The following is a 21,322-nucleotide window of genomic DNA, read 5'->3' as shown; positions in this document are numbered from 1 at the left end:
GGTGTAAAATGGCCCCTTCGATCAAGCCTTGAAGAAACGCCTGCCATGAGTGAGCTGTTAGCCGGACTGAACAACGAACAACTGCGAGCCGTCACCTGGCCTGCCAAGAGTGCGCTGGTGCTGGCCGGAGCCGGCAGTGGCAAGACACGGGTGCTGACCACCCGCATCGCCTGGCTGATTGCCACCGGGCAGGTGAATCCGGCTGGCGTGCTGGCGGTGACTTTCACCAACAAGGCCGCCCGCGAAATGCACACCCGCCTGGGCTCCATGGTGCCGGTGAATGTGCGCACCATGTGGATCGGCACCTTCCATGGCCTGTGCAACCGCTTTCTGCGCGCCCATTACCGCGATGCCGGCCTGCCGCAGACTTTCCAGATTCTCGATTCGGCCGACCAGCAGGCTGCCATCAAGCGCCTGCTGAAAAGCATGGAGCTGTCGGACGAAAAATACCCGCCGCGGGCGGTACAGAGCTTTATCAATGGCAGCAAGGAAGCCGGCGTGCGTGCCGAGCGCCTGCCGCCACCGCTGACACCCTACGAAGCCAAGCTGCACGAGCTGTATGCCGCCTACGACGCCCAGTGCCGCCGCGAAGGCGTGGTGGATTTCGCCGAACTGCTGTTGCGCAGCTACGAGCTGCTGCAGGCCAATGCCGCCTTGCGCGCCCACTACCAGGGCCGCTTCCGCCATATCCTGGTGGACGAGTTCCAGGATACCAACCGCCTGCAATACGCCTGGCTCAAGCTGTTGTCCGGCGAGCACAATGTGCTGTTTGCCGTGGGCGACGACGACCAGTCCATCTACGCCTTCCGCGGTGCGGAAGTGGGCAATATGCGTGCGCTGCTGACCGACTTCCAGGTGGCCGAGCCGGTGCGGCTGGAACAGAACTACCGCTCGGTCGGCACCATCCTGAACGCGGCCAATGCCCTGATCGAGCGCAATGACGGCCGCCTGGGCAAGAATCTGTGGACCGATGCCGGCGAGGGCGAGCAGATCCGCCTGTACGAAGCCTATTCCGATGGCGATGAGGCGCAGTTCATCATCGACGAGGTCAAGAGCCTGCAGCGCGAAGGCATGAATCTGTCCGACATGGCCATCCTCTATCGCTCCAATGCCCAGTCGCGGGTGCTGGAACATGTGCTGGTCAATGCCCAGCTGCCCTACCGCATTTACGGCGGCCTGCGCTTTTTCGAAAGACTGGAAGTCAAGCATGCGCTGGCCTATCTGCGCCTGGTCAGCAATCCGGACGACGACAATGCCCTCTTGCGCGTCATCAATGTACCGGCGCGCGGCATCGGCGCCCGTACCGTGGAAAACCTGCAAGCCATCAGCCGCGAGCAGGGCGTCACCCTGTGGCAGGCCTGCTGCGCTGCCGGCGGCGGCCGTAGCGCGGCCAAGCTGGGCGAATTCGTGCTGCTGATCGAAGCCTTGCGCGCCAAGGCCGAGGGCATGACGCTGGCGGAAACCGTCAGCCTGATCATCGATCATTCCGGCCTGCGTGCCATGTATGAGCAGGACAAGAAAGAGGGCGAGGAACGGCTGGCCAACCTGGACGAACTGATCAATGCCGCCGCCGGTTTCTTCCCGGATGCCGCCGAGCAGGCCATTGTCGAATTCCTCAGCGCCGCCAGCCTGGAAGCCGGCGAGCATCAGGCCGAAGCCGGCGAGGACGCGCTGCAACTGATGACCGTGCATGCGGCCAAGGGTCTGGAGTTCGACGCGGTGTTTGTCTCCGGGCTGGAAGAGGGCCTGTTCCCGCACGAAAACAGCATGAACGACAGCAAGGGTCTGGAAGAAGAGCGCCGGCTGATGTATGTGGCGGTCACCCGCGCCCGCAAGCGCCTGTATCTGTCCTGCGCCCAGAGCCGCATGCTGCATGGCCAGAGCCGCTACCCGATCCGCTCGCGCTTTGTCGAGGAAATTCCGGCCGAGCTGGTCCGCGTACTGTCTGCTACAGTGAAACCTGTGCCGCAAAACACCCATCGCCGCGCTCCCTGGCTGGACGAGGTGGCTGTGCCGGCGGCACCGGCGGCCCCATTGCCGGGTTACCGCATCGGTCAGAGCGTCAGTCACGCCAAGTTCGGTTCCGGCGTGGTGATCAATGCCGAGGGCAGCGGCAGCGATTTGCGCTTGCAGATCAATTTTGCCGAGCACGGGCTGAAGTGGCTGGATTTGCGTTATGCCAAGCTGACCGCCGAACAATGACATTCCATCCGGGTTGGCCGATGATGACGCCATGAATGATATGTACCCTTCCACCAGCTACCAGAGCCTGACCGCAGGGCAGGGGGATGCCGAATCGGGACGCAAGCCCTACGAGGACCCGTACGCCAGCCGCCTGTTCCTGATCATCGACAGCCTGCCGGAGATGCAGCGCGCACTGGCCATGACCCTGGCCTCGTTTGGGGCCGACAAGGTCGAATACGCCAGCAAGGCCGGCGATGCGCTGGCCAAGATGGCCAAGTTCGAGTTCGACGTGGTGCTGTGCGACTACGACCTGGGCAATGGTTACGATGGCCTCTACCTGTTTGAAGAGGTGAAGGAACGCAATCTGATCAAGCAGTCCTGCGTGTTCATGATCGTCACCGGCGAGCGCCGCTCGCAGAGGGTGATTTCCGCCGCCGAGCTGGCGCCGGACGACTATCTGCTCAAGCCCTTTACCGGCGAAGTGCTCAGCCAGCGCCTGGAAAAAGCCATGCGCCGGCGCGAGGCTTTCCGCGTGGTGGACGAAGCCATCATGCGCCACGAGTACCTGGCTGCCATCGATGCCTGTAGCCGCAAGATCAGCCAGCGTGGCGAATTCACCCTCGATTTCATGAAGCTCAAAGGCTCGCTGGCGCAAAAAATCGGCGACTTCGACACCGCGCGCAACCTGTATATGGAAGTGCTGCGTCTCAAGCCGCTGGCCTGGGCCAAGCTGGGGCTGGCCAAGTCGCTCACCGGGCTGAAATCCTATGACGAGGCGCGCCTGCTGTTCGAGGAAGTGCTCACCGACAACGAAAGGGTGATGGAAGCCTACGACTGGCTGGCCAAGCTGCATCGCATTCACCACAACCTGCCGGGCGCGCAAAACACCCTGGAAAAAGCCACCACCCTGTCGCCGGTGGTGTTGCGGCGACAAAAGCAGCTGGCCGAGGTGGCACTGCTGAACAAGGATCTGGAAACCGCCGAGGCCGCCAGCGAAGAAACCCTCAATATCGCCAAGTACACCTGGCACCGCAGCCCCACCCATTACGCCATGCTGGCGCGGGTGCAGATGGCGCGGGGGGAAACCGGCACCGCCGCCCGCACCCTGGGCAATCTGCGCCGTGACTACCGCTACAACGAAGCCGGCGAATGGATGTGTACCGTCATCGACAGCCAGTTGCAAGGCAAGCTGGGCAATCGTGACAAGGCCCGCGCGCTGCTGGCCGAGGCCGAGGCCGGCTACCAGAAGCTGAGCGAAAACCTGCCGGCCGATGCGCAAATGGAGTTCGCCCGTGCCTGTTTTGCCCAGGGCAGGCAGGACAGTGGCAATGCCGCCATGCGCGACCTGGTGCGCAACAACCACGACAACGAAGAACTGCTGTCCTCCATCGGCGGCCTGTTCGACGAAATGGGGCTGGGGGAAATGGGCCGCCAGCTGATTGCCGAAAATGTGCAGTCGGTGCTGGAGCTGAACAACCAGGCGGTGCGCGAAGCCCAGGCCGGCCGCTTCGACCAGGCCATCGAGCGCTTCGTCAAGGCGCACGAGGAAATGCCGCACAATGTGCAGGTCATGCTTAACCTGGCCAATGCCACCATGGCCTATGTGCATGGCCATGGCTGGCATGAAAGCCATATGCGGCGGGCCTACGACATGCTGGTGCAAGTGCGCACGCTGGCCCCGGCCAACAACAAGTTTCAGAAAATCCTCCGCGCCTGGCGGCAGCTGGTGGAAAAGCTGGGCAAACCGCAATGGGTACTGTAGAGCGGCTGCGGGTACTGGTGGTGGACGATGAGCCGCTGGCCCGCGAACGCATGGTGGCACTGGTGGCGCAGTGCGGTGGCAGCGCCGTGGCCGCGCTGGGTGATGCCGCAGCCGCCAGCGACTGGCTGGAGCGGCATGCCGCCGATGTGCTGCTGCTGGATATTTCCATGCCCGGCATCAATGGCGTGGAGCTGGCGCGGCGCCTGCGCCAGCGCCCGCTGCCACCGCAACTGATCTTCACCACCGCTCACGAACACTATGCGGTCGATGCCTTCGAACTGGATGCCGCCGACTACCTGCTCAAGCCGGTCAGGCTGGAGCGCCTGCGCCAGGCGCTGGACAAGGCCGCACGCCGCTGTGGCGGCAAGCCCGCCATCGAAGCCCATTTCAGCGTGCGCCACCGCGACCGCCTGCTCACCATCCCCTTCAGCGAAGTGCGCTATCTCAAGGCCGAGCAGAAATACGTCAGCCTGGTCACCGCTGACGGCGAATACCTGCTGGATGAGTCGCTGGTGGCACTGGAACAGCGGCTGGGCGACAGCGTATTGCGCATCCACCGCAATTGTCTGGTGATGCGCCATGCGCTGCAGGAACTGCTGCGCACCGGCAATGCCGATGAAGAACTCTGGGCCGTGCGCTTGCGCGGCATTACCCAGCCACTGGCAGTCAGCCGCCGCCAGCTGCCCGCCATCCGCGCCAGCCTGCGCCAGATAAGCAGCTAGTTAAGCAGCTGGTTAAGCAGCTGGTTTAGACAGCTGCCGCGATCCCTTGCCATTGGCGGCAATTTGGGTTAAGTGAAATTACTTAACAGGCCGCTTTGCGGCGGTTTGTGCCGCCCAGGCCGCCACGCCTTCTATAGAATCACTGTTTTTCTCCCCTCCAGCAGCTGCCCATGCGGATCAAACTCGCCACCCTGGCTTGTACCCTGCTCTGGTTCGTGTTGAGTGCCTTGATCTCCATGGCCTTCCTCAGCCGGGCGGTGCTGAGCGCCGAGCAAGAGTTCGATCTGCTCGCCACACGGCTGTCCGAGCAGCTGACGCAAAAGCTGCAGGTCAACGACACCATACTCGACAGCTATGCCGCCTTTGCCATGCTGGACCATCAGCATGCCGAACAAGAGCAGCTCTTCGTGCGGCAGATGGCCGCGCGTTACCCGCAGATGGTGTCGCTGGAGCGCATCCGCCGCGTCAGCCAGCAGCAATTGCCAGACTGGAGCAAACAGATGGCCGCGCGCTGGGGCAGCGATTTCCGCCTGCATGCCTATGCCGCCGGCAGCCTGGCCCCCCGCTATCCCTTGCCGGCCTGGCCCGACTACTACCCGATAGAGTCCATCCAGCCCCTGACGCAGGCCGTGCGCCCCCTGCTGGGTGCCGACATCAAGCATGATCCCCAGCTGCAACAGCCCTTGCAGCAGGCACTGCGCAGCGGTCGCGCCAGCATGTCCGCCCCCTTCTTGCTGCGTGAAGGCTATCGCGGCCATGTGCTGTTGCAACCACTGAACGACAATGCCCTGCTGTTGCAGGGCCGCCCGCCGGAACAGTTTGTCGCGCTGGTGCTGCGTTCCGATTATCTGCGCCCGGCCGACACCACGCTGCCGGCCGGCATGCGGCTGAGCCTGCGCCAGCACGGCCAGCCGCCAACGGCGGCGGCTTATGTCGATATCCCCGGCCAGGCGCATGGCTGGCTGAGTACGCTGGGTTTTCCGCGACTGCAGCTGGAGCGGACCCTGGGCAGCGAAGCACAGACGCTGGATTTGCGACTGGACTGGCAGCTGGGCTGGTTTCTGCTCAGCGGTTTCGAACGCAGCGTGATTTTCTGCCAGTCCTTGCTGCTGTTGCTGCTGCTGGCCGTGGCCCTGCGCTTTTACCGCGGCCTGTTGTCCAAGCAGCAGCGGCGGGAAAGCCACCTGTTCTATCTGGCCAATCACGACCGGCTGACCGGTCTGGCCAATCGCAACCTGTTTTACGACCGGCTGCAACATGCCATTTCGCGGCTGAACCGCAATGGCAAGCGGCTGGCGGTGCTGTTTCTGGACATGGACCGCTTCAAGCCGGTCAATGACAGCTATGGTCATGCCACCGGGGACAAGGTCCTGCAGCTGATTGCGGCCCGCATCCTCGCCATCATGCGCAGCGAGGACACCGTGGCGCGGCTGGGCGGGGACGAGTTTGTCCTGCTGATGGAGGATGTCGAGTCCAACCGCGAGGCCGACCGGGTGGTGGAACGGCTCAAGCATGCCATCCAGCAGCCCTACGAAGTGGATGGCCACAGCATCCGGCTGGGGGTGAGCATCGGCATCGCCTACTATCCCGAGGACGGCATGCTGATCGAGGAATTGCTGGATGTGGCCGACCGCAAGATGTACGGCGACAAGCAGCCGGAGATCGAGCGCAGCTGAGCCGCGCTGTGGTGTTTGTGCCGCCGTGCCGGCAAATATCCGGCAATACCATGGCCTCTGCCCGGCGTATCGATTAAAATCCGCCGATCAACGACAGGGGAAAACCATGTACCAGTCCGACTTCACCAAATTCATGAGCGAATTTCTGGACAAGAATCCGGAAGTAGACCAGCAGCGCCGCGAGCTGCGCCTTACTCTGTGGGACCGCAAGGTTAGCCTGGACGACCAGCGCCGCTGGAAGGAATCGCGCGTACCGCAAAAGCCTTACGTCTATCAGCCCGAATAAGCCGTCCCCGGCCCGGCCCATGCCGGGTCCACCCTGAACGCCCCCTGCTGCCACCCCCGCCCACGCTCTCCGTGCCGGACTGGCAAACCAAGCGGGCGTTTTGTCATTCTGCCGAGAACATCCATGACCAGTCGTACCGTGCCGCTGGACGGCCCACTGCATGATTACCTGATGGCCATTGGCCTGACCGAGCATCCGGTGATGCGCGAACTGCGTGAATTCACCGCCGGCCATCGCATGGCCAAGATGCAGATCGCCCCGGAACAGGGGCAGTTCATGGGCTGGCTGGTACAGCTGATGGGGGTGCGCCGTTACCTGGAAATCGGCGTATTCACCGGTTACAGCATGCTGGCCGCCATGCTGGCCATGCCGGCCGATGGCGAGGCCGTGGCCTGTGACGTCAGCGCGGAATTCACCACCATCGCACGCGAATACTGGCGCAAGGCCGGGGTGGAATCGCGCATCCGCCTGGTCTTGCAGCCGGCGCTGCAGACGCTGCAACAGCTGCTGGCAGAAGGCCGCGCCGGCCAGTTCGACCTGGTATTCATCGATGCCGACAAACCGTCCTACCAGGACTACTACGAGACCTGCCTGCAACTGGTACGCCGCGGTGGGGTCATCGCCATCGACAATATCTTCCTGTCCGGCCGCGTGGTGTCGCCAAGACCCGAAGACCCGCCCGGCGTGCGGCTGATGCACGATTTCAATGCCCGGCTGCAACAGGATGCGCGCATCCGCCACTGCGTGCTGCCGATCGGCGACGGCCTGACGCTGTGCACCCGGCTTTGATCCGGGCGAGCGACTGCCGGCTGCGAACTTTCCCGGCATGCCCCGGGTCAGACCCCTTTTTTGTTAAGCAAGATGTTTGTCATCCGGCCCATTCGGGTGCGGTGCTATGATGGCGAACTGAACTTTCGTCCGGACCCCCATGCTGAATCGCCGCCCCCGCCGCCAAATGAACCAGATGAACGTGGTGCCCTACATCGACGTCATGCTGGTGTTGCTGGTCATCTTCATGGTGACTGCGCCCATGTTCACGCCCGGTGTCATCCAGGTGCCCAGCGTATCGCAGGCCGCCGCGCTGGATCAGCCGCCACTGGAGGTGGTGCTGGATGCCGGTGACAAGCTGCAAATCAAGGACGGCGACAAGGTGACTGCGGTGGAATCGCGCAGCACGCTGGTATCCCAGGTGGCCGCCTTGCTGGCCGGTGCCGACCGCCCGGTCGCCATCTCTGCCGACAAGGATCTCAAGTATTCCGATGTGGTGTCCGTGGCCGACGACCTGCACAAGGCCGGCATCAAGCGCGTGGCCCTCACCGTCAAGCAGCAGAATCATCAGTAAGGCATGAAACGCTCCGACACCTCCTTTTCCGGCTCATTGCTGGCCTCGCTGCTGTTCCACGCCGCGGTGGGCGGCCTGTTGCTATGGGCTGGCCTGCACAGCCAGCAACCAGTCAAGGAAGTGCCGCTGGCGCTGGAACTATGGAGCAGCCCGCCGCCACCACCCCCCGCCGTGGCCGAGCCGGTCCCCGTGGTGAAACCAGCGCCTGCGCCACCCGTGGTGACTCCGCCCGCCCCGCCGCCGGAACCGCCGGCCGAGGTCAATCTTGGTGCGAAGAAAAAGCCCGAGCCCAAGCCCAAGCCGCAGCACGAAGTAAAACCACCACCGGAGCATGTCAGCAAGCCGGCGCCGGTACAAAAGCTGTTGCCAGAAAAAGCCAAGCCGCAGTCGGTAAAGAAAGTGGAAACGGAGAAAAAGCCGGAACCGCCGAAAAAGCAGGACAAGCCGGTGGAAAAACCGCAGGCCAAACCGGTCACACCGGCCGTTGCCGACAAGAAAACAGCCAAGACCCCGCCGCCAGCCGTACCGGGCAAGGGCAGCAAGCAGTCCAAAACCTATAGCAACGAAGTCGATGACGCACTGGCTACGCTGGATAGCCCGAATACCGGCCACAAGGCCAATGCCCGCAGCACGCAGGCGGGCAGCGCCACTGGCATGGCCGGTGGATCGGTCAATGGTTCGGCCGCGGCCAAGGGCGCGTGGATCGACAAGGTCAAGGCCAAGATCACTCCGCTGGTGCAGATTCCCCCCGATCTGAGCGGCAATCCCAAGGTGGTGCTGCTGGTGACCCTGCTGCCGACGCTGGAAGTCAGCAAAGTGCAGCAGATCAGCTCCAGTGGCAACAAGGCGTATGACGAAGCTGTGCAGCGCGCCATCTGGGAGGCGCGTACCTTCCCCAGCCTGCCGGCCGGGGCCAACTTCAACGATGGCTATCGTCAGTTCAAGATGGAATTCCGCCCCCGCTCCTGAGGGCGCAGGTGGGTAATGGCTGAAGAATCACAGGTTTTTTACGAAATTTCGTATGTAGAGGGAACTCATGCCGCGCATTCGCACTCTGTTTAAGGCATTGCTAATGTTTGCCTTGCTGGTCAGTGGCGCCGCCCGCGCTGAAATGACCATTGAAATCGTCGGCGGCGGTGCCAGCAAGCATGCCATCGCCGTGGTGCCGTTCAAGGACGAAGGCAGTCGCGTGCGCGAAGCGCTCACGCCCATCATTCGCAGCGACCTGGAGTTGTCCGGCGTGTTTCGCATGGTGGATGGCACGGCGGTCGCCAATGTGCCGGTAGAGCCGGCGGATGTCCGCTACCCGCTGTGGCAGGCTGCCGGCGCGCAGTCCATCGCCATCGGCAAGGTCGAGCCAGTGGCCGGCGGCCAGGTCAAGATCAGTTTCCGCTTGCTGGATGTGGCACAGAAAAAGCAGCTGACTTCCGGCGAGTTCACCGTGACGCCGGACCGTGGCCGCGAAGTGGCGCATACCATTGCCGACATGATTTACGAGGCCATCACCGGGCAGAAGGGCATTTTCAATACCCGCGTGGTGTATGTGCTGAAAAACGGCCGCAATTATATGTTGCAGGTGGGACTGATCACGGATGTGGACAGCAACCGCGCGCAAACCATCCTGCGTTCGAAAGAGCCGATCATCTCGCCCAGCTGGAGTCCGGATGGCCGCTACCTGGCCTATGTCTCCTTCGAGAGCAAGAAACCCGTGGTATGGGTGCAGGACCTGGCCACCGGCCAGCGCCGCGCCGTGGCCAATTTCAAGGGCAGCAATTCCGCCCCGGCCTGGAGTCCGGATGGCAGCAAGCTGGCGGTGGTGCTGACCACCACCGGCAACTCGCAGATTTATCTGGTGAACACGCTGGGCGGTGCGCCGCGTCGCCTCAGCTATAGCGATGCGATTGATACCGAGCCGGCCTTCACCCCGGATGGCAGCCAGATCTACTTTGTCTCCGACCGTACCGGCGGACCACAAATTTATCGCATGGCTGTCAGCGGCGGGCAGGCCCAGCGCGTTACTTGGCAAGGTAGCTATAACGTTTCGCCACGTGTTTCACCGGATGGCCGCACCCTGACCTTCATCCGGCGCGAGGCGGGCCGTTTCCGGGTGATGGCGCAGGATCTCACCACCGGTGATGTGCGCGCGCTGTCGGACAATGGTTATAACGAACGACCCAGCTTCGCCCCCAATGGCCGCATGGTGCTGTATGCCAGCGAGACCGGCGGCAAGAGCGTGCTGTATGCCACCACGCTGGATGGCAGCAGCAAGGTGAAACTGGCAGTCATCAATGGTGAAGTGCAGGACCCGTCATGGGGCCCTTTCAACAATCCGCAATGATGTAATGCATTCAAATCCAAGGAGTGAAGGCATGAACTGGAAGCAACTCGTACTCGGCACCGCCACGGTCACCCTGCTGGCCGCCTGCGCCAGCACCAAACCGGCCCCGGTGGCCCCGGCAGGCAATAATGGCGCAGCCAGCAGCCAGGCCACTGCCCCGGTAGATACCGGCAGCAGCAACCAAGGCAATCTGTCGGCAGACCCGCTGCATGATCCGCACAGCCCGCTGGCCAAGCGCAGCGTGTATTTCGACTTTGACTCCTCCACCGTCAAGAGCAGCGACAAGCCCACCGTGGAAGCCCATGCCGGCTATCTGAAAGATCACGCCGATCGCAAGGTCATCATCCAGGGCAACACCGACTCGCGTGGCAGCCGCGAGTACAACCTGGGCCTGGGTCAGCGCCGTGCCGAGGGCGTGAAGCGCTCGCTGGAAGTGCTGGGCGTGAAGGAAAGCCAGGTGGAAGCCGTCAGCCTGGGCAAGGAAAAGCCGAAGGCGACCGGCAATACCGAAGCTGACTTCGCCGAAAACCGCCGCGCCGACATTCTGTACAACGGCGAGTAAGGCAGGCGACACCGGCTGCCAGCATGGCAGCCCGCCGCCGGCGCGCATGCAACAGGCCGAACATCAGTCCATGGACATCCACGGGCTGCTATGATGTTCGGCCAACCTGTATTCAACGGACCGAGAACTGCCCATGAAACGGCTTGCCCTCAGCGCGGCGCTGCTGCTGACCCTGTCAGCCTGCGCCACCACCAGCGACATCGAAGCAACCCGCAACCAGATCGATCAGGTCAATCGCCAGGCCAACGCCAGATTGTCCGAAGTGGAAAGCAAGCTGTCCAATGAGAAGCTGCTGGAAATGGTCAATCAGGTAGACAGCCTCAAGGCCGAAGTCGCCAAGTTGCGCGGCGAGGTGGAAGTGGCCAATTACAATCTGCAAACCACGCAGAAGCGGCAGAACGATTTGTATAACGATCTGGATGGCCGTCTGAGCCATCTGGAGAGCGCCGGCAAGGAAGCCGCGGCCCAGCAGGCCGCCAGCCAGCCCGCCGCCAACAGCGCCGCCGCGGCCGATACCCAGACCAGCCCGGACTACGACAAGGCACTGAACCTGCTGCGCGCCCGTGATTTCCCCAAGGCCACCGCTGCGCTCAGCCTGTATATCCAGCAGAATCCCGGTGCGCCACAGGCGGTGGATGCCCTGTACTGGCTGGGCGTCGCCCATACCGCGCAGCGCCAGTACGATGCCGCCATCGAGATACACCGCCGCTTTGCCGAGCAATATCCTGACAATCCCAAAGCACCGGACGCGCTGCGTAATGTGGCCAACTGCCAGCGCGACCTGGGCCAGGCCGACAGTGCCAAGACCACGCTCAAGCGGCTGATCAAGTTGTACCCTGCCAGCAGCGCCGCGCAGAAGGCGCGCGAGCAACTCAGCAAAATGTAAGTCACCACAGCCCGCCACACGGCAGACGCCGCCTGGCGGGCTGGGCCCACCCCATGATGCTACCCGCCCCCCTGGAACTGGCCGGCTTCGGCCTGCTGGCCACCGCCTTGCTGCTGCAAAGCCTCAGCCTGCCACGCTCGTCCGTGCTGGCCGGTGGCGCTGCCATTGTGCTGGCCGTGTACAGCGGTTTGCTGCAGCCGCTGGGCTTGCTGGCCGTCTTGCTGGCTGCCGTTCTCAGCTATCTGGTTTACCGGCGCCCCCGCGCCGAGCTGCAGGTGCTGTGGATAGCCCTGTTGCTGGCGCTGGCCCTGCATGCCTTGCCCGGCTTTGACAATCCCTTGCTGTGGCAGGGCAGGGCCACCCCCGGCAGCGAGATCTACCGGCTGTTCTGGAGTTTCGACAAGGGCGTGGCCGGCTGGCTGCTGCTATTGGGCTTGCATGATGCGCCCCATCGTGGTCGCGCCTGGGGTGGCACCGTGGCCGCAGTCGGGCTGTTGCTGCTGCTATTGGTACTGGCGCTGGCGAAGGAAAGCGGCATGATCGCCTATGCCCCCAAACTGCCGGCCTGGTTGCTGCCCTGGCTGTTTGCCAATTTCTTTCTCACTGCCCTGCCGGAAGAGGCGCTGTTCCGCCACGGCCTGCAACGCTGGCTGGAAAACCGGGTGGAACCCCTGCCCGCGCTGATTGCCGCCTCGCTGTTGTTCGGCGCGGCCCACCTTGCCGGCGGCTGGGGCTGGGTGGGGCTGGCCACCCTGGCCGGCCTGGGTTATGGCCTGATCTACGCCGCCACCCGCCAGGTAGCGCTGGCGGCACTGGCGCATCTGGCCTTCAATACTGTCCACCTGTTGTTGTTCACTTATCCGCGGCCGGGCTGAGGCGGGCTGGCCTGGCCGCACAGTGCGACAAATGTCTTGATATCAAAATAAAAAACCATTCCGGCCCACCCCTGCTCTCAGGTAAAATCACCTCTTTATTCCTCCCCGAGCTGCACCGCCATGATTGAAGTCGGCATCGTGATGGGTAGCAACAGCGACTGGGAAGTCATGCAGAACGCCGCCCGCGTACTGAAGGACTTCGGCGTTGCTTTTGAAACCCGCGTCGTCTCCGCCCACCGTACCCCGGACCTGCTGTTCAACTACGCCGAAACCGCTGCTGCGCGCGGTCTGAAAGCCATCATCGCCGGTGCTGGCGGTGCTGCCCACCTGCCGGGCATGCTGGCGGCCAAGACCCACCTGCCGGTGCTGGGCGTGCCGGTGCCGTCCAAATACCTGCGCGGCGAAGATTCGCTGCTGTCCATCGTGCAAATGCCCAAGGGCATTCCGGTGGCCACCTTCGCCATCGGCGAAGCCGGTGCCGCCAATGCCGCGCTGTTTGCCGTGGCCATGCTGGCCAATACCGTGCCGGAGCTGGCGGAAAAGCTGATCGCCTTCCGCAAGCGCCAGGAAGAAACCGTGCTGGCGATGTCGCTGCCGGAGGTCGAATAAATGGCTGCCATCCTGCCGCCGTCCATGCTGGGCATACTCGGCGGCGGCCAGCTGGGCCGCATGTTCGCCGTGGCCGCCAAGACCATGGGCTACCGGGTGACGGTGCTGGACCCGGATGCCAATGCGCCGGCCGCCCAGTTTGCCGATGTGCACCTGTGTGCGCCCTTCAATGACGCTGCTGCCCTCAAGACCCTGGCGCAGACCTGCGCTGCGGTCACCACCGAATTCGAAAACGTCAACGCCGATGCCATGCGCGAACTGGCCCGCACCACCCGTGTATCGCCGTCTGGTGATTGCGTGGCCATCGCCCAGGACCGCATTGTCGAAAAGTCGTGGATCAACAAGGCCGGCCTGCCGACGGCGCCGTATCTGGCCATTGAAAGCGTGGAAGACATCCAGGTCGACCTGACGCCTTACCTGCCGGGTATCCTCAAGACTGCCCGTCTGGGTTACGACGGCAAGGGCCAGGTGCGGGTCAGCACCCAGGACGAAGCCCGCGCCGCCTATGCCAATCTGGGTGGTCAGGCCTGCGTGCTGGAAAAGATGCTGGACCTCAAGCTGGAAGTGTCGGCCATTGTCACCCGTGTCAGCACGGCGCAGATGGCGGTGTTCCCGGTAGCGGAAAACAGCCACAAGAACGGCATTCTGGATGTGTCCATCGTACCGGCGCGCATTGCCCCGGCGCTGGCCGCATCGGCCCAGCAGATGGCGCAAAGCCTGGCCGAAGCGCTGGACTATGTGGGCGTGCTGGCGGTGGAATTCTTTGTGCTGGACGACGACAGCCTGGTAGTGAATGAAATCGCCCCGCGCCCGCACAATTCCGGCCATTACACCCTGACGGCCTGCCTGACCGACCAGTTCCAGCAGCAAGTGCGCGCCATGTGCGGCCTGCTGCCGGGCCGCACCGACCTGCTCAGCCCGGTGGTGATGGTGAACCTGCTGGGTGATGTCTGGAAGGAAGACGGCCGCGAACCCAACTGGGACGTGCTGGCCGAGGCCCCCAATGCCCAGCTGCACCTGTACGGCAAGAAGCAGGCGCGGCCGGGGCGCAAGATGGGCCACTTCAACGTGATGGCCGCCACTGCCGACGAGGCTCTGGAACAGGCCGAAGCGCTGAAGGATACGCTGTAAGCTCATGCCAGTTGGCGGATTGAATCACCTGACGCTGGCAGTGGCCGATTTGGAACGCTCCTGGCAGTTTTATACTGCGCTGCCCGGAGTGCGGCCTCGGGCGCGCTGGTTGCAGGGCGGCTATCTGCTGTGGGGCGATGTCTGGCTCTGTCTGTCGTTAGATGAAACCGTGACAGAGGGAGTAAAGGCGGGCTACACGCATGTCGCTTTCAGTGTGTCGGCTGAGCATTTTGCCGCGGCAAGAGCGGCGCTGACTGCCTTGGGCATTAAGCCGAGCAAGGAGAATCGCAGCGAAGGTGATTCCTTTTACTTCCGCGATCCCGACGGTCACCTTCTCGAGTTGCATGTCGGTTCGCTAGAGAGTCGTTTGGCCGCCTGTCGACAGCAACCTTATGAAGGCATGCAATGGTTTGACTGAGGTGCAGCACCTGACAGCAGTGCCGCACCAGGATCAATACGATCAATTTGATGAAAGACGTGTCATGACCGGACTTAATACCACCAATCTGAAAAGCCTGAAGAAAATCTACTCCGGCAAGGTACGCGATCTGTACGAGATCGACGACAAGCGCATGCTGATGATCGCCACCGACCGCCTGTCCGCCTTCGACGTGATTCTGGATGATCCGATTCCGGCCAAGGGTCAGATCCTCACCGCCATTTCCAACTTCTGGTTTGAAACCCTGAAGGACGTGGTGCCCAATCACCTGACCGGTGACAAGCCGGAAGACGTGGTGTCGGCCGAAGACCTGCCGCAAGTGGAAGGCCGCGCCGTGGTGGCCAAGCGCCTGAAAGCGGTGCCGATCGAGGCCGTGGTACGCGGTTATCTGGCCGGTTCCGGCTGGAAGGAATACCAGAAGTCCGGCACCGTGTGCGGCATTGCGCTGCCGGCCGGCCTGCAGGAATCCAGCCAGCTGCCCGAGCCCATCTTCACTCCGTCCACCAAGGCGGCTGTGGGCGATCACGACGAAAACATCAGCTACCAGCAGTGCGAAACCATTGTCGGTGCCGAACTGGCCGCCAAGGTGCGCGACACCGCCATCCTGCTGTACAAGACCGCAGCCCAATTCGCGGCCAAGCGCGGCATCATCATCTGCGATACCAAGTTTGAATTTGGTCTGGATGAAGACGGCACCCTGGTGCTGATGGACGAAGCGCTGACCCCGGACTCCAGCCGTTTCTGGCCGGCCGACAGCTATGCTGCCGGTAGCAATCCGCCGTCCTTCGACAAGCAGTTCGTGCGTGACTGGCTGGAAGCCTCCGGCTGGAACAAGCAGGCGCCGGCCCCGGCCGTGCCGCTGGAGGTGCGCGAAAAAACCGCCGCCAAGTACCGCGAAGCGCTGGAACGGCTGACTGGCAACTAGGCCGCCACGCGCCACGCAGCAAGACCCGACGCCCGGCTTGTCCGGGCGTTGTTGCGTCTGGCAGGCGGCTTGAGTCACCGGTGCGCTGCGCTTACACTCTCAGGCCAACCTCTCTTGCCTGCCGCCGCCATGACCACCATCCAGCCCGTCCTTGCCACGCCACGCCTGCAGCTGTTGCCCGCGCACATCGGCCTGGCGCGTCCCATGCTGGATTATCAAGTGCGCAACCGTCAGCATTTTGCCGCCTGGGACCCCAAGCCGGGCGACATGTTCTTTACCGAGCTGTACTGGACCATGCAGCTGCGCCAGCAGGCGCTGAGCTGGGAACAGGGGCGGGGCGCGCGCTTTTTGCTTACCCGGCCGGAGCAGCCGCGGCAGATCATCGGCACGGTCAGCCTCAGCAATATCGTGCGCGGCGTGTTTCAGGCGGCGCATCTGGGTTACGGCATCGACCACAGCCTGCAAGGGCAGGGGCTGATGCACGAGGCGGTCAGCGAGATCATCCGCTTTGCCTTTGACGACCTGCGGCTGCATCGCCTGCAAGCCAATTACCAGCCGCATAATCAGCGCAGTGCCGCCTTGTTGCAGCGTCTGGGCTTTGTTGAAGAAGGCCTGGCACGTGACTACCTGTATATCAATGGCGCATGGCGCGACCATGTGCTGACTTCGCTTACCAATCCACAGTTTGACCCGGCGCGGATGCTGGCCTGATGCTGTCGTGCTGCGCCTTGCGGCACGCTTTGCAAATCACCTTCCCTCCTGTTTGTCCCCAGTATTTTTGGCCAGTTTGCCAGCGCTTCCTGCGCGACCGGCACGGCTGGACCGGCTTTGCCCTGCCATGCACCATGCGCATGCTGCCCTGACACCGCGGGGCAAACCTCATCCTGAAGCCGGGGAAATCATGCTGCACACCATCCTTCTATCTTTGTCGCCCATGTTCTTTGTCCTGAGCCTGGGCTTTTATGCTGGCAAACGGCAGCGTGTAGACAATGTGCATGTCGAATCACTCAACAGCCTGTTGATGCGCTTTGCCTTGCCCTGTTCCTTGTTCCTGACCACGGCGAATGCCTCGCTGGGTTCCTTGCATCAGCAACTGCCATTGTTTGTCTTGCTGGTGTTGTCCATGCTCTTGCTGTTTGGGCTCAGCTACGCGCTGGAACGGCTGCTGTGGCGGCAAAAGCCACCATTGGCCGCCATGCAGGCCTGTACGGTGGCACTGCCCAACTATGCAGCGGTAGGCCTGCCCTTGCTGGCCACGGTGATGTCGCCAGCAGAATCGCTGGCCGTAGCGGTAGCCATCATTGCCGGCAGCGTGGTCATTTCGCCGCTGACCCTGTTTTTATTACAGGGCAAGCCGGCCAGTGCCGCCGCGTCTGATCACCTGCCACTGCTGCGGACGCTGCTGAACATCCTGCGTAATCCAGTGGTATTGGCACCGCTGCTGGGGAGCTTGCTGGCCGTGCTGCAATGGCCTTTGCCTGATTATCTGCGTGCTGCTTTTTCGATGATGGGGCTGGCCGTGGGCGGTGTCGCCCTGTTTGTGACCGGCTTGCTGGTTTCGGCCCAGCCCTTCCGGCTGGATTGGCATATCGTGCTCGGTGCGCTGCTGAAAAACATCCTGCATCCGGCTTTGGTATACGGGCTGGCGCTATGGCTGGCATTACCGCGCGAGCTGACGCAGGCGCTGGTGCTGCTGGCCGCCATCCCTTCCGGCTTTTTTGGCATCCTGTTCGGGGTGAGCCTGCGGCTGCCTTATGCGCTGTCGGGCGCCACCTTGCTGTGTAGTACCGTGCTGGGGATTCCCACCCTGGTGATGACCATTGCCTTGCTGCCCGCCCTGTAGCTGCGGAGCGGATTTGTGCTTGCGACATCTGCCGGCAAGGACGCATGATGGCTGCATCATCAATGCAGCACCGCACCCCAGGTCTGGGCAAGCGGAGCGCACAGCGCAACGAGGAAAACATGGAGCATTTCGATTTGCTGGCGGCCGATGGCCACCGTATTAATGGTTGTTGCTGGTTGCCACCCGAGGGGCAGGCCGTGCGTGCCGTGCTGCTGATTGCCCACGGCATGAGCGAATATGCCGCCCGCTATCAGCCGGTGGCGCTGCAGCTGGCAGCGCAAGGCATCGCGGTCTATGCCCACGACCATCGCGGCCATGGCCCGCATGCGGCCCATCAGGGTTGGTTTGCTGCCGAACAGGGCTGGGACAAGGTGGTGGATGACGTGGAGTGTGTGCGCCGGCACGCCGCGGCACAGCATCCACAACAGCCTCTGCTGCTGTTTGGCCACAGCATGGGTTCCTTTATCGCGCGCAGTTATTTCCTGCAATACGGCGAGCAATTGTCTGGCCTGCTGCTGTCCGCCACCGGCTATCGCCAGCGTCCGCTGGCGTATGTACTGCGCGCCGTGGCCCGGCTGGCAGGGCGGCTGGGCGGCATGAATGCACCCAGCCGCTTCATGGCCAGGCTGGTGTTTGGCAGCTTCAATCTGGCTTTTATTCCCGCACGCACCCGCATGGACTGGCTGTCACGCGACCGCGCCCAGGTGGATGCCTATATTGCCGATCCGCTGTGTGGTTTTGACCCCACTCCCGGCCTGTGGATCGATCTGTTCGGCGGCATCATCGCGCTGGAGCAGGGCGAGGCCATCGCAGCCGGGCGCCTGCCTCGGCATTGCCCGGTGTATCTGCTGGCCGGCAGCCGCGATCCGGTCAGTCATGGCCGGCTGGCCCTGGGGCAGCTGGAGATCCGCTACCGCGATGCCGGGCTGATCGACATCCACAGCCATGTCTATCCCGGGGGGCGTCACGAAATGCTTAACGAGAGCAATCGGGCCGAAGTATTGCAGGACATGCAGGCATGGCTGGACAGGGTGATCAAGCGCTAGCACCGCCGCTTCAGACGGGGTGGGCGACATGCCACAGCCAGGCAATCCAGCCGCCCCAGGCCAGCCAGTGGGCCAGCACGATCAGCCAGAACATCAGCTGGTAGCTGCGCTTGCTCGACTTGTGCTGCAGCCAGTACTGGCCCAGCAAACCGCCCGGCCAGCCGCCCAATAGCTCCAGCCAGTGCAGCAGTTTTTCCGGTGTGCGCCGCCCGTGATGCACGGCCTGGCGCTTGTCCCAGCCGTAGAGGGCAAAGGTCAGCACGCTCATGCCGAAATACAGCAGTAGCGGCCAGAACAGGCTGTCGGTGAGGGCAAAGCTGCCGGCGGCCAGCAAGGGCGGCAGGGCAAGCAGATTGGCTAGCGGGCGCGGCAGGGACATGGGGTATCCGGCAGAAAAGACACAGTGTAAGCAGGCTGCCTGTACACGCCAAGCAGGGTGAGCGCGCATGCGCGGTGCAGGAGCACATCCGGGCTATGGCTTGCGTTGACAACTTACTTACTAGTAAGTATTGTCGAGCGACAATAATCCATGTCATGCCGGCAAATGCCCGGCGGCTGAACCACAATCAGGGTGAGCGCCTGCTCGCCACGTCGACGAGGACGAAACATGACTGCCTATCCGCATTTGCTGGCCCCGCTGGATCTGGGTTTTACCACGCTGAAAAACCGTGTGCTGATGGGTTCCATGCACACCGGCCTGGAAGAAGCCCCCGGTGGCTTCGACAAGATGGCGGCTTTTTATGCCGAGCGCGCCCGTGGCGGCGTCGGGCTGATCGTGACCGGCGGGGTGGGACCGAATGCGGAAGGCTGTGTGGCCGAGGGCGCCTCCATGCTGGCGGATGAACAGCATGTGCCGGACCACCGCAAGGTGACCGATGCCGTGCATGCGGCAGGCGGCAAGATTGCGCTGCAGATCCTGCATTCCGGCCGTTACAGCTTTCAGGAAAAATGCGTGTCGGCCTCACCCTTGATTGCGCCGATCAACTTCTACCGCCCGCGTGAACTGTCCGATGCCGAGGTGTGGCAAACCATTGCCGACTTCGCCCGCTGCGCCAGATTGGCCCAGCAGGCCGGCTATGACGGCGTCGAGGTCATGGGCTCGGAAGGCTATCTGATCAACCAGTTCATCGCCCGCGCCACCAACAAGCGCAGCGATGACTGGGGCGGCAGTTTTGAAAACCGCATCCGCTTTGCCATTGAAACCGTCAAGGCGGTGCGCGCCGCGGTGGGCAGCAACTTCATCATCATCTATCGCCTGTCGATGCTGGACCTGGTGCAGGACGGCAGCAGCTGGGACGAGGTGGTGCAGCTGGCACGGGAAATCGAACGCGCCGGGGCCAGCATCATCAATACCGGCATCGGCTGGCATGAAGCGCGTGTCCCCACCATTGCCACCATGGTGCCGCGTGGCGGCTTTGCCTGGGTCACCAAAAAGCTGATGGGCCAGGTGAACATTCCGCTGATCACCACCAACCGCATCAACACCCCGGAAGTGGCGGAAGACATCCTGGCCAGCGGCTGTGCCGACATGGTGTCGATGGCGCGTCCCTTCCTGGCCGACCCGGATTTCGTCAACAAGGCGGCAGCCGGCAAGGCCGATGAAATCAATACCTGCATCGGCTGCAACCAGGCCTGTCTGGACCACATCTTCCAGGGCAAGCTCACCAGCTGTCTGGTGAACCCGCGCGCCTGTCGCGAAACCGAACTCAACTACACCCCGGCGCAACAGCCCAAGCAGATTGCCGTGGTGGGGGCAGGCCCGGCCGGGCTGGCGTTTGCCACCATTGCCGCCGAGCGCGGTCATCAGGTGACGCTGTTCGATGCCGCAGGCGAGATCGGCGGCCAGTTCAATGTGGCCAAGCGCATTCCCGGCAAGGAAGAGTTCCATGAAACCCTGCGCTATTTCGACCGCCGTCTGGCCGCAACCGGCGTGACTTTGCGTCTGAATACCCGTGTGGATGCCGCCATGCTGAAGGACTTTGAAGAAGTGGTACTGGCCACCGGCATTGCGCCGCGCCTGCCGCAGATCGACGGCATCGACCACCCCAAGGTGCTCAATTACCTGGACGTGCTCAAGCACGGCAAGCCGGTGGGCCAGCGTGTGGCCATCATCGGTGCCGGTGGTATCGGCTTTGATACCGCCGAATACCTGACCCATGAGGGCAGGTCGACATCGCTGGACGTGGCGGCCTTCATGCGCGAATGGGGCGTGGACATGAGTGTGGAACATGCCGGGGGTCTCAGCCCGCAAGGCCCGCAGCCGCATGCCAGCCCGCGCGAGGTTTACCTGTTGCAGCGCAAGCAAAGCAAGGTGGGGGATGGCCTGGGCAAGACCACCGGCTGGATTCATCGCGCCAGCCTGCAAATGAAAAAGGTGAAAATGCTGTCCGGCGTCAGCTATCAGAAGATCGACGATGCCGGCCTGCATGTCATCATCAAGGACGAGGCACAGGTGTTGCCGGTGGATAACGTCATCATCTGTGCCGGACAGGATCCCCTGCGCGAATTGCAGCAGCCGCTGCTGGATGCCGGCAAGACGGTACACCTGATTGGCGGTGCCGATGTGGCGGCCGAGCTGGATGCCAAGCGTGCCATCAATCAGGGTGCCACGCTGGCGGCGGCCATCTGATCGGGCGGTGCCCGGTCTTCACCCTGAAAAATCCCCGCAGCGTGCTGCGGGGAGGGTGCTGGCGGTG

Annotated in this window: 21 protein-coding genes; 20 read left to right on the top strand and 1 reads right to left on the bottom strand. The window is 62.9% G+C overall.

The window, feature by feature from the left end; genetic code table 11:
- Positions 1 to 45: 45 nt before the first annotated feature.
- From DFR38_RS04045 to DFR38_RS03955, 19 genes are all read left to right on the top strand, one after another.
- A complete protein-coding gene (locus tag DFR38_RS04045) occupies positions 46 to 2,202 on the top strand; it encodes a UvrD-helicase domain-containing protein (protein WP_059285973.1) in 2,157 nt (718 codons plus the stop codon).
- Between the two features lie 31 nt (positions 2,203 to 2,233).
- Positions 2,234 to 3,946: a response regulator gene (locus tag DFR38_RS04040; protein WP_059285985.1), complete on the top strand. Its 1,713-nt coding sequence runs from the start codon at positions 2,234 to 2,236 to the stop codon at positions 3,944 to 3,946.
- Positions 3,934 to 4,668, top strand: coding sequence for a LytR/AlgR family response regulator transcription factor (locus DFR38_RS04035; RefSeq protein WP_110313035.1), 735 nt, complete (start codon positions 3,934 to 3,936; stop codon positions 4,666 to 4,668). Before DFR38_RS04040 ends, DFR38_RS04035 begins: the two co-directional genes overlap by 13 nt.
- Before the next feature lie 170 nt (positions 4,669 to 4,838).
- Positions 4,839 to 6,344 (top strand): sensor domain-containing diguanylate cyclase, encoded by a 1,506-nt coding sequence (locus DFR38_RS04030; protein ID WP_059285971.1) that lies wholly within the window; start codon positions 4,839 to 4,841, stop codon positions 6,342 to 6,344.
- A 106-nt stretch (positions 6,345 to 6,450) separates the two neighbouring features.
- Positions 6,451 to 6,630 (top strand): DUF3460 family protein, encoded by a 180-nt coding sequence (locus DFR38_RS04025; RefSeq protein ID WP_059285970.1) that lies wholly within the window; start codon positions 6,451 to 6,453, stop codon positions 6,628 to 6,630.
- Positions 6,631 to 6,753: 123 nt separating this feature from the next.
- Positions 6,754 to 7,419 (top strand): class I SAM-dependent methyltransferase, encoded by a 666-nt coding sequence (locus tag DFR38_RS04020; RefSeq protein ID WP_059285969.1) that lies wholly within the window; start codon positions 6,754 to 6,756, stop codon positions 7,417 to 7,419.
- A gap of 139 nt (positions 7,420 to 7,558) precedes the next feature.
- Entirely contained in the window at positions 7,559 to 7,972 is a 414-nt protein-coding gene (locus DFR38_RS04015) for a biopolymer transporter ExbD (RefSeq protein ID WP_059285968.1), read from the top strand.
- A 3-nt stretch (positions 7,973 to 7,975) separates the two neighbouring features.
- Positions 7,976 to 8,941 (top strand): energy transducer TonB, encoded by a 966-nt coding sequence (locus tag DFR38_RS04010; RefSeq protein WP_110313034.1) that lies wholly within the window; start codon positions 7,976 to 7,978, stop codon positions 8,939 to 8,941.
- A gap of 103 nt (positions 8,942 to 9,044) precedes the next feature.
- Entirely contained in the window at positions 9,045 to 10,310 is a 1,266-nt protein-coding gene (tolB, locus tag DFR38_RS04005) for a Tol-Pal system beta propeller repeat protein TolB (protein ID WP_239688856.1), read from the top strand.
- A 31-nt stretch (positions 10,311 to 10,341) separates the two neighbouring features.
- Positions 10,342 to 10,872: a peptidoglycan-associated lipoprotein Pal gene (gene pal, locus DFR38_RS04000; protein ID WP_059287503.1), complete on the top strand. Its 531-nt coding sequence runs from the start codon at positions 10,342 to 10,344 to the stop codon at positions 10,870 to 10,872.
- Between the two features lie 133 nt (positions 10,873 to 11,005).
- Complete coding sequence (ybgF, locus tag DFR38_RS03995) at positions 11,006 to 11,758, top strand: tol-pal system protein YbgF (RefSeq protein ID WP_059287502.1); 753 nt, start codon at positions 11,006 to 11,008, stop codon at positions 11,756 to 11,758.
- A 53-nt stretch (positions 11,759 to 11,811) separates the two neighbouring features.
- A complete protein-coding gene (locus DFR38_RS03990) occupies positions 11,812 to 12,633 on the top strand; it encodes a CPBP family intramembrane glutamic endopeptidase (RefSeq protein WP_110313033.1) in 822 nt (273 codons plus the stop codon).
- Between the two features lie 120 nt (positions 12,634 to 12,753).
- Positions 12,754 to 13,242 carry a 5-(carboxyamino)imidazole ribonucleotide mutase gene (purE, locus tag DFR38_RS03985; protein WP_059286675.1) on the top strand — a complete coding sequence of 163 codons (489 nt, stop codon included), beginning with the start codon at positions 12,754 to 12,756 and terminating at the stop codon, positions 13,240 to 13,242.
- The gene (locus DFR38_RS03980; RefSeq protein WP_059286676.1) at positions 13,243 to 14,373 is read left to right on the top strand and encodes a 5-(carboxyamino)imidazole ribonucleotide synthase; all 1,131 of its coding nucleotides are present in this window, start codon (positions 13,243 to 13,245) and stop codon (positions 14,371 to 14,373) included.
- 4 nt (positions 14,374 to 14,377) lie between these two features.
- The gene (locus DFR38_RS03975) at positions 14,378 to 14,791 is read left to right on the top strand and encodes a VOC family protein (RefSeq protein WP_059286677.1); all 414 of its coding nucleotides are present in this window, start codon (positions 14,378 to 14,380) and stop codon (positions 14,789 to 14,791) included.
- Between the two features lie 64 nt (positions 14,792 to 14,855).
- Positions 14,856 to 15,737, top strand: coding sequence for a phosphoribosylaminoimidazolesuccinocarboxamide synthase (locus DFR38_RS03970; protein WP_059286684.1), 882 nt, complete (start codon positions 14,856 to 14,858; stop codon positions 15,735 to 15,737).
- Positions 15,738 to 15,866: 129 nt separating this feature from the next.
- Positions 15,867 to 16,448 (top strand): GNAT family N-acetyltransferase, encoded by a 582-nt coding sequence (locus DFR38_RS03965; RefSeq protein WP_059286678.1) that lies wholly within the window; start codon positions 15,867 to 15,869, stop codon positions 16,446 to 16,448.
- Positions 16,449 to 16,638: 190 nt separating this feature from the next.
- Positions 16,639 to 17,580: an AEC family transporter gene (locus DFR38_RS03960; protein ID WP_158527685.1), complete on the top strand. Its 942-nt coding sequence runs from the start codon at positions 16,639 to 16,641 to the stop codon at positions 17,578 to 17,580.
- Between the two features lie 119 nt (positions 17,581 to 17,699).
- A complete protein-coding gene (locus tag DFR38_RS03955) occupies positions 17,700 to 18,626 on the top strand; it encodes an alpha/beta hydrolase (protein WP_059286685.1) in 927 nt (308 codons plus the stop codon).
- A 10-nt stretch (positions 18,627 to 18,636) separates the two neighbouring features.
- Here DFR38_RS03955 and DFR38_RS03950 read toward each other — a convergent pair whose 3' ends face one another.
- Positions 18,637 to 19,005, bottom strand: coding sequence for a DUF1294 domain-containing protein (locus DFR38_RS03950; protein WP_059286680.1), 369 nt, complete (start codon positions 19,003 to 19,005; stop codon positions 18,637 to 18,639).
- 228 nt (positions 19,006 to 19,233) lie between these two features.
- Between DFR38_RS03950 and DFR38_RS03945 the strand changes: the two genes are divergently transcribed.
- Positions 19,234 to 21,255, top strand: a complete 2,022-nt coding sequence (locus DFR38_RS03945) for an NADPH-dependent 2,4-dienoyl-CoA reductase (RefSeq protein ID WP_059286681.1) — start codon at positions 19,234 to 19,236, stop codon at positions 21,253 to 21,255.
- Positions 21,256 to 21,322 lie beyond the last annotated feature (67 nt).

This window comes from Aquitalea magnusonii (genome assembly GCF_003202035.1).
Taxonomy (GTDB): domain Bacteria; phylum Pseudomonadota; class Gammaproteobacteria; order Burkholderiales; family Chromobacteriaceae; genus Aquitalea; species Aquitalea magnusonii.
The sequence above is the reverse complement of the archived record's forward strand: the minus strand, read 5'-3'. Positions and strand labels throughout refer to the sequence as shown.

Bases quoted from the DNA above. Each gene is read 5' to 3' on its own strand.
- DFR38_RS04045 (WP_059285973.1), top strand. From the start codon at position 46: ATGAGTGAGCTGTTAGCCGGACTGAACAACGAACAACTGCGAGCCGTC.
- DFR38_RS04040 (WP_059285985.1), top strand. From the start codon at position 2,234: ATGAATGATATGTACCCTTCCACCAGCTACCAGAGCCTGACCGCAGGG.
- DFR38_RS04035 (WP_110313035.1), top strand. From the start codon at position 3,934: ATGGGTACTGTAGAGCGGCTGCGGGTACTGGTGGTGGACGATGAGCCG.
- DFR38_RS04030 (WP_059285971.1), top strand. From the start codon at position 4,839: ATGCGGATCAAACTCGCCACCCTGGCTTGTACCCTGCTCTGGTTCGTG.
- DFR38_RS04025 (WP_059285970.1), top strand. From the start codon at position 6,451: ATGTACCAGTCCGACTTCACCAAATTCATGAGCGAATTTCTGGACAAG.
- DFR38_RS04020 (WP_059285969.1), top strand. From the start codon at position 6,754: ATGACCAGTCGTACCGTGCCGCTGGACGGCCCACTGCATGATTACCTG.
- DFR38_RS04015 (WP_059285968.1), top strand. From the start codon at position 7,559: ATGCTGAATCGCCGCCCCCGCCGCCAAATGAACCAGATGAACGTGGTG.
- DFR38_RS04010 (WP_110313034.1), top strand. From the start codon at position 7,976: ATGAAACGCTCCGACACCTCCTTTTCCGGCTCATTGCTGGCCTCGCTG.
- tolB (WP_239688856.1), top strand. From the start codon at position 9,045: ATGTTTGCCTTGCTGGTCAGTGGCGCCGCCCGCGCTGAAATGACCATT.
- pal (WP_059287503.1), top strand. From the start codon at position 10,342: ATGAACTGGAAGCAACTCGTACTCGGCACCGCCACGGTCACCCTGCTG.
- ybgF (WP_059287502.1), top strand. From the start codon at position 11,006: ATGAAACGGCTTGCCCTCAGCGCGGCGCTGCTGCTGACCCTGTCAGCC.
- DFR38_RS03990 (WP_110313033.1), top strand. From the start codon at position 11,812: ATGATGCTACCCGCCCCCCTGGAACTGGCCGGCTTCGGCCTGCTGGCC.
- purE (WP_059286675.1), top strand. From the start codon at position 12,754: ATGATTGAAGTCGGCATCGTGATGGGTAGCAACAGCGACTGGGAAGTC.
- DFR38_RS03980 (WP_059286676.1), top strand. From the start codon at position 13,243: ATGGCTGCCATCCTGCCGCCGTCCATGCTGGGCATACTCGGCGGCGGC.
- DFR38_RS03975 (WP_059286677.1), top strand. From the start codon at position 14,378: ATGCCAGTTGGCGGATTGAATCACCTGACGCTGGCAGTGGCCGATTTG.
- DFR38_RS03970 (WP_059286684.1), top strand. From the start codon at position 14,856: ATGACCGGACTTAATACCACCAATCTGAAAAGCCTGAAGAAAATCTAC.
- DFR38_RS03965 (WP_059286678.1), top strand. From the start codon at position 15,867: ATGACCACCATCCAGCCCGTCCTTGCCACGCCACGCCTGCAGCTGTTG.
- DFR38_RS03960 (WP_158527685.1), top strand. From the start codon at position 16,639: ATGCTGCACACCATCCTTCTATCTTTGTCGCCCATGTTCTTTGTCCTG.
- DFR38_RS03955 (WP_059286685.1), top strand. From the start codon at position 17,700: ATGGAGCATTTCGATTTGCTGGCGGCCGATGGCCACCGTATTAATGGT.
- DFR38_RS03950 (WP_059286680.1), bottom strand. From the start codon at position 19,005: ATGTCCCTGCCGCGCCCGCTAGCCAATCTGCTTGCCCTGCCGCCCTTG.
- DFR38_RS03945 (WP_059286681.1), top strand. From the start codon at position 19,234: ATGACTGCCTATCCGCATTTGCTGGCCCCGCTGGATCTGGGTTTTACC.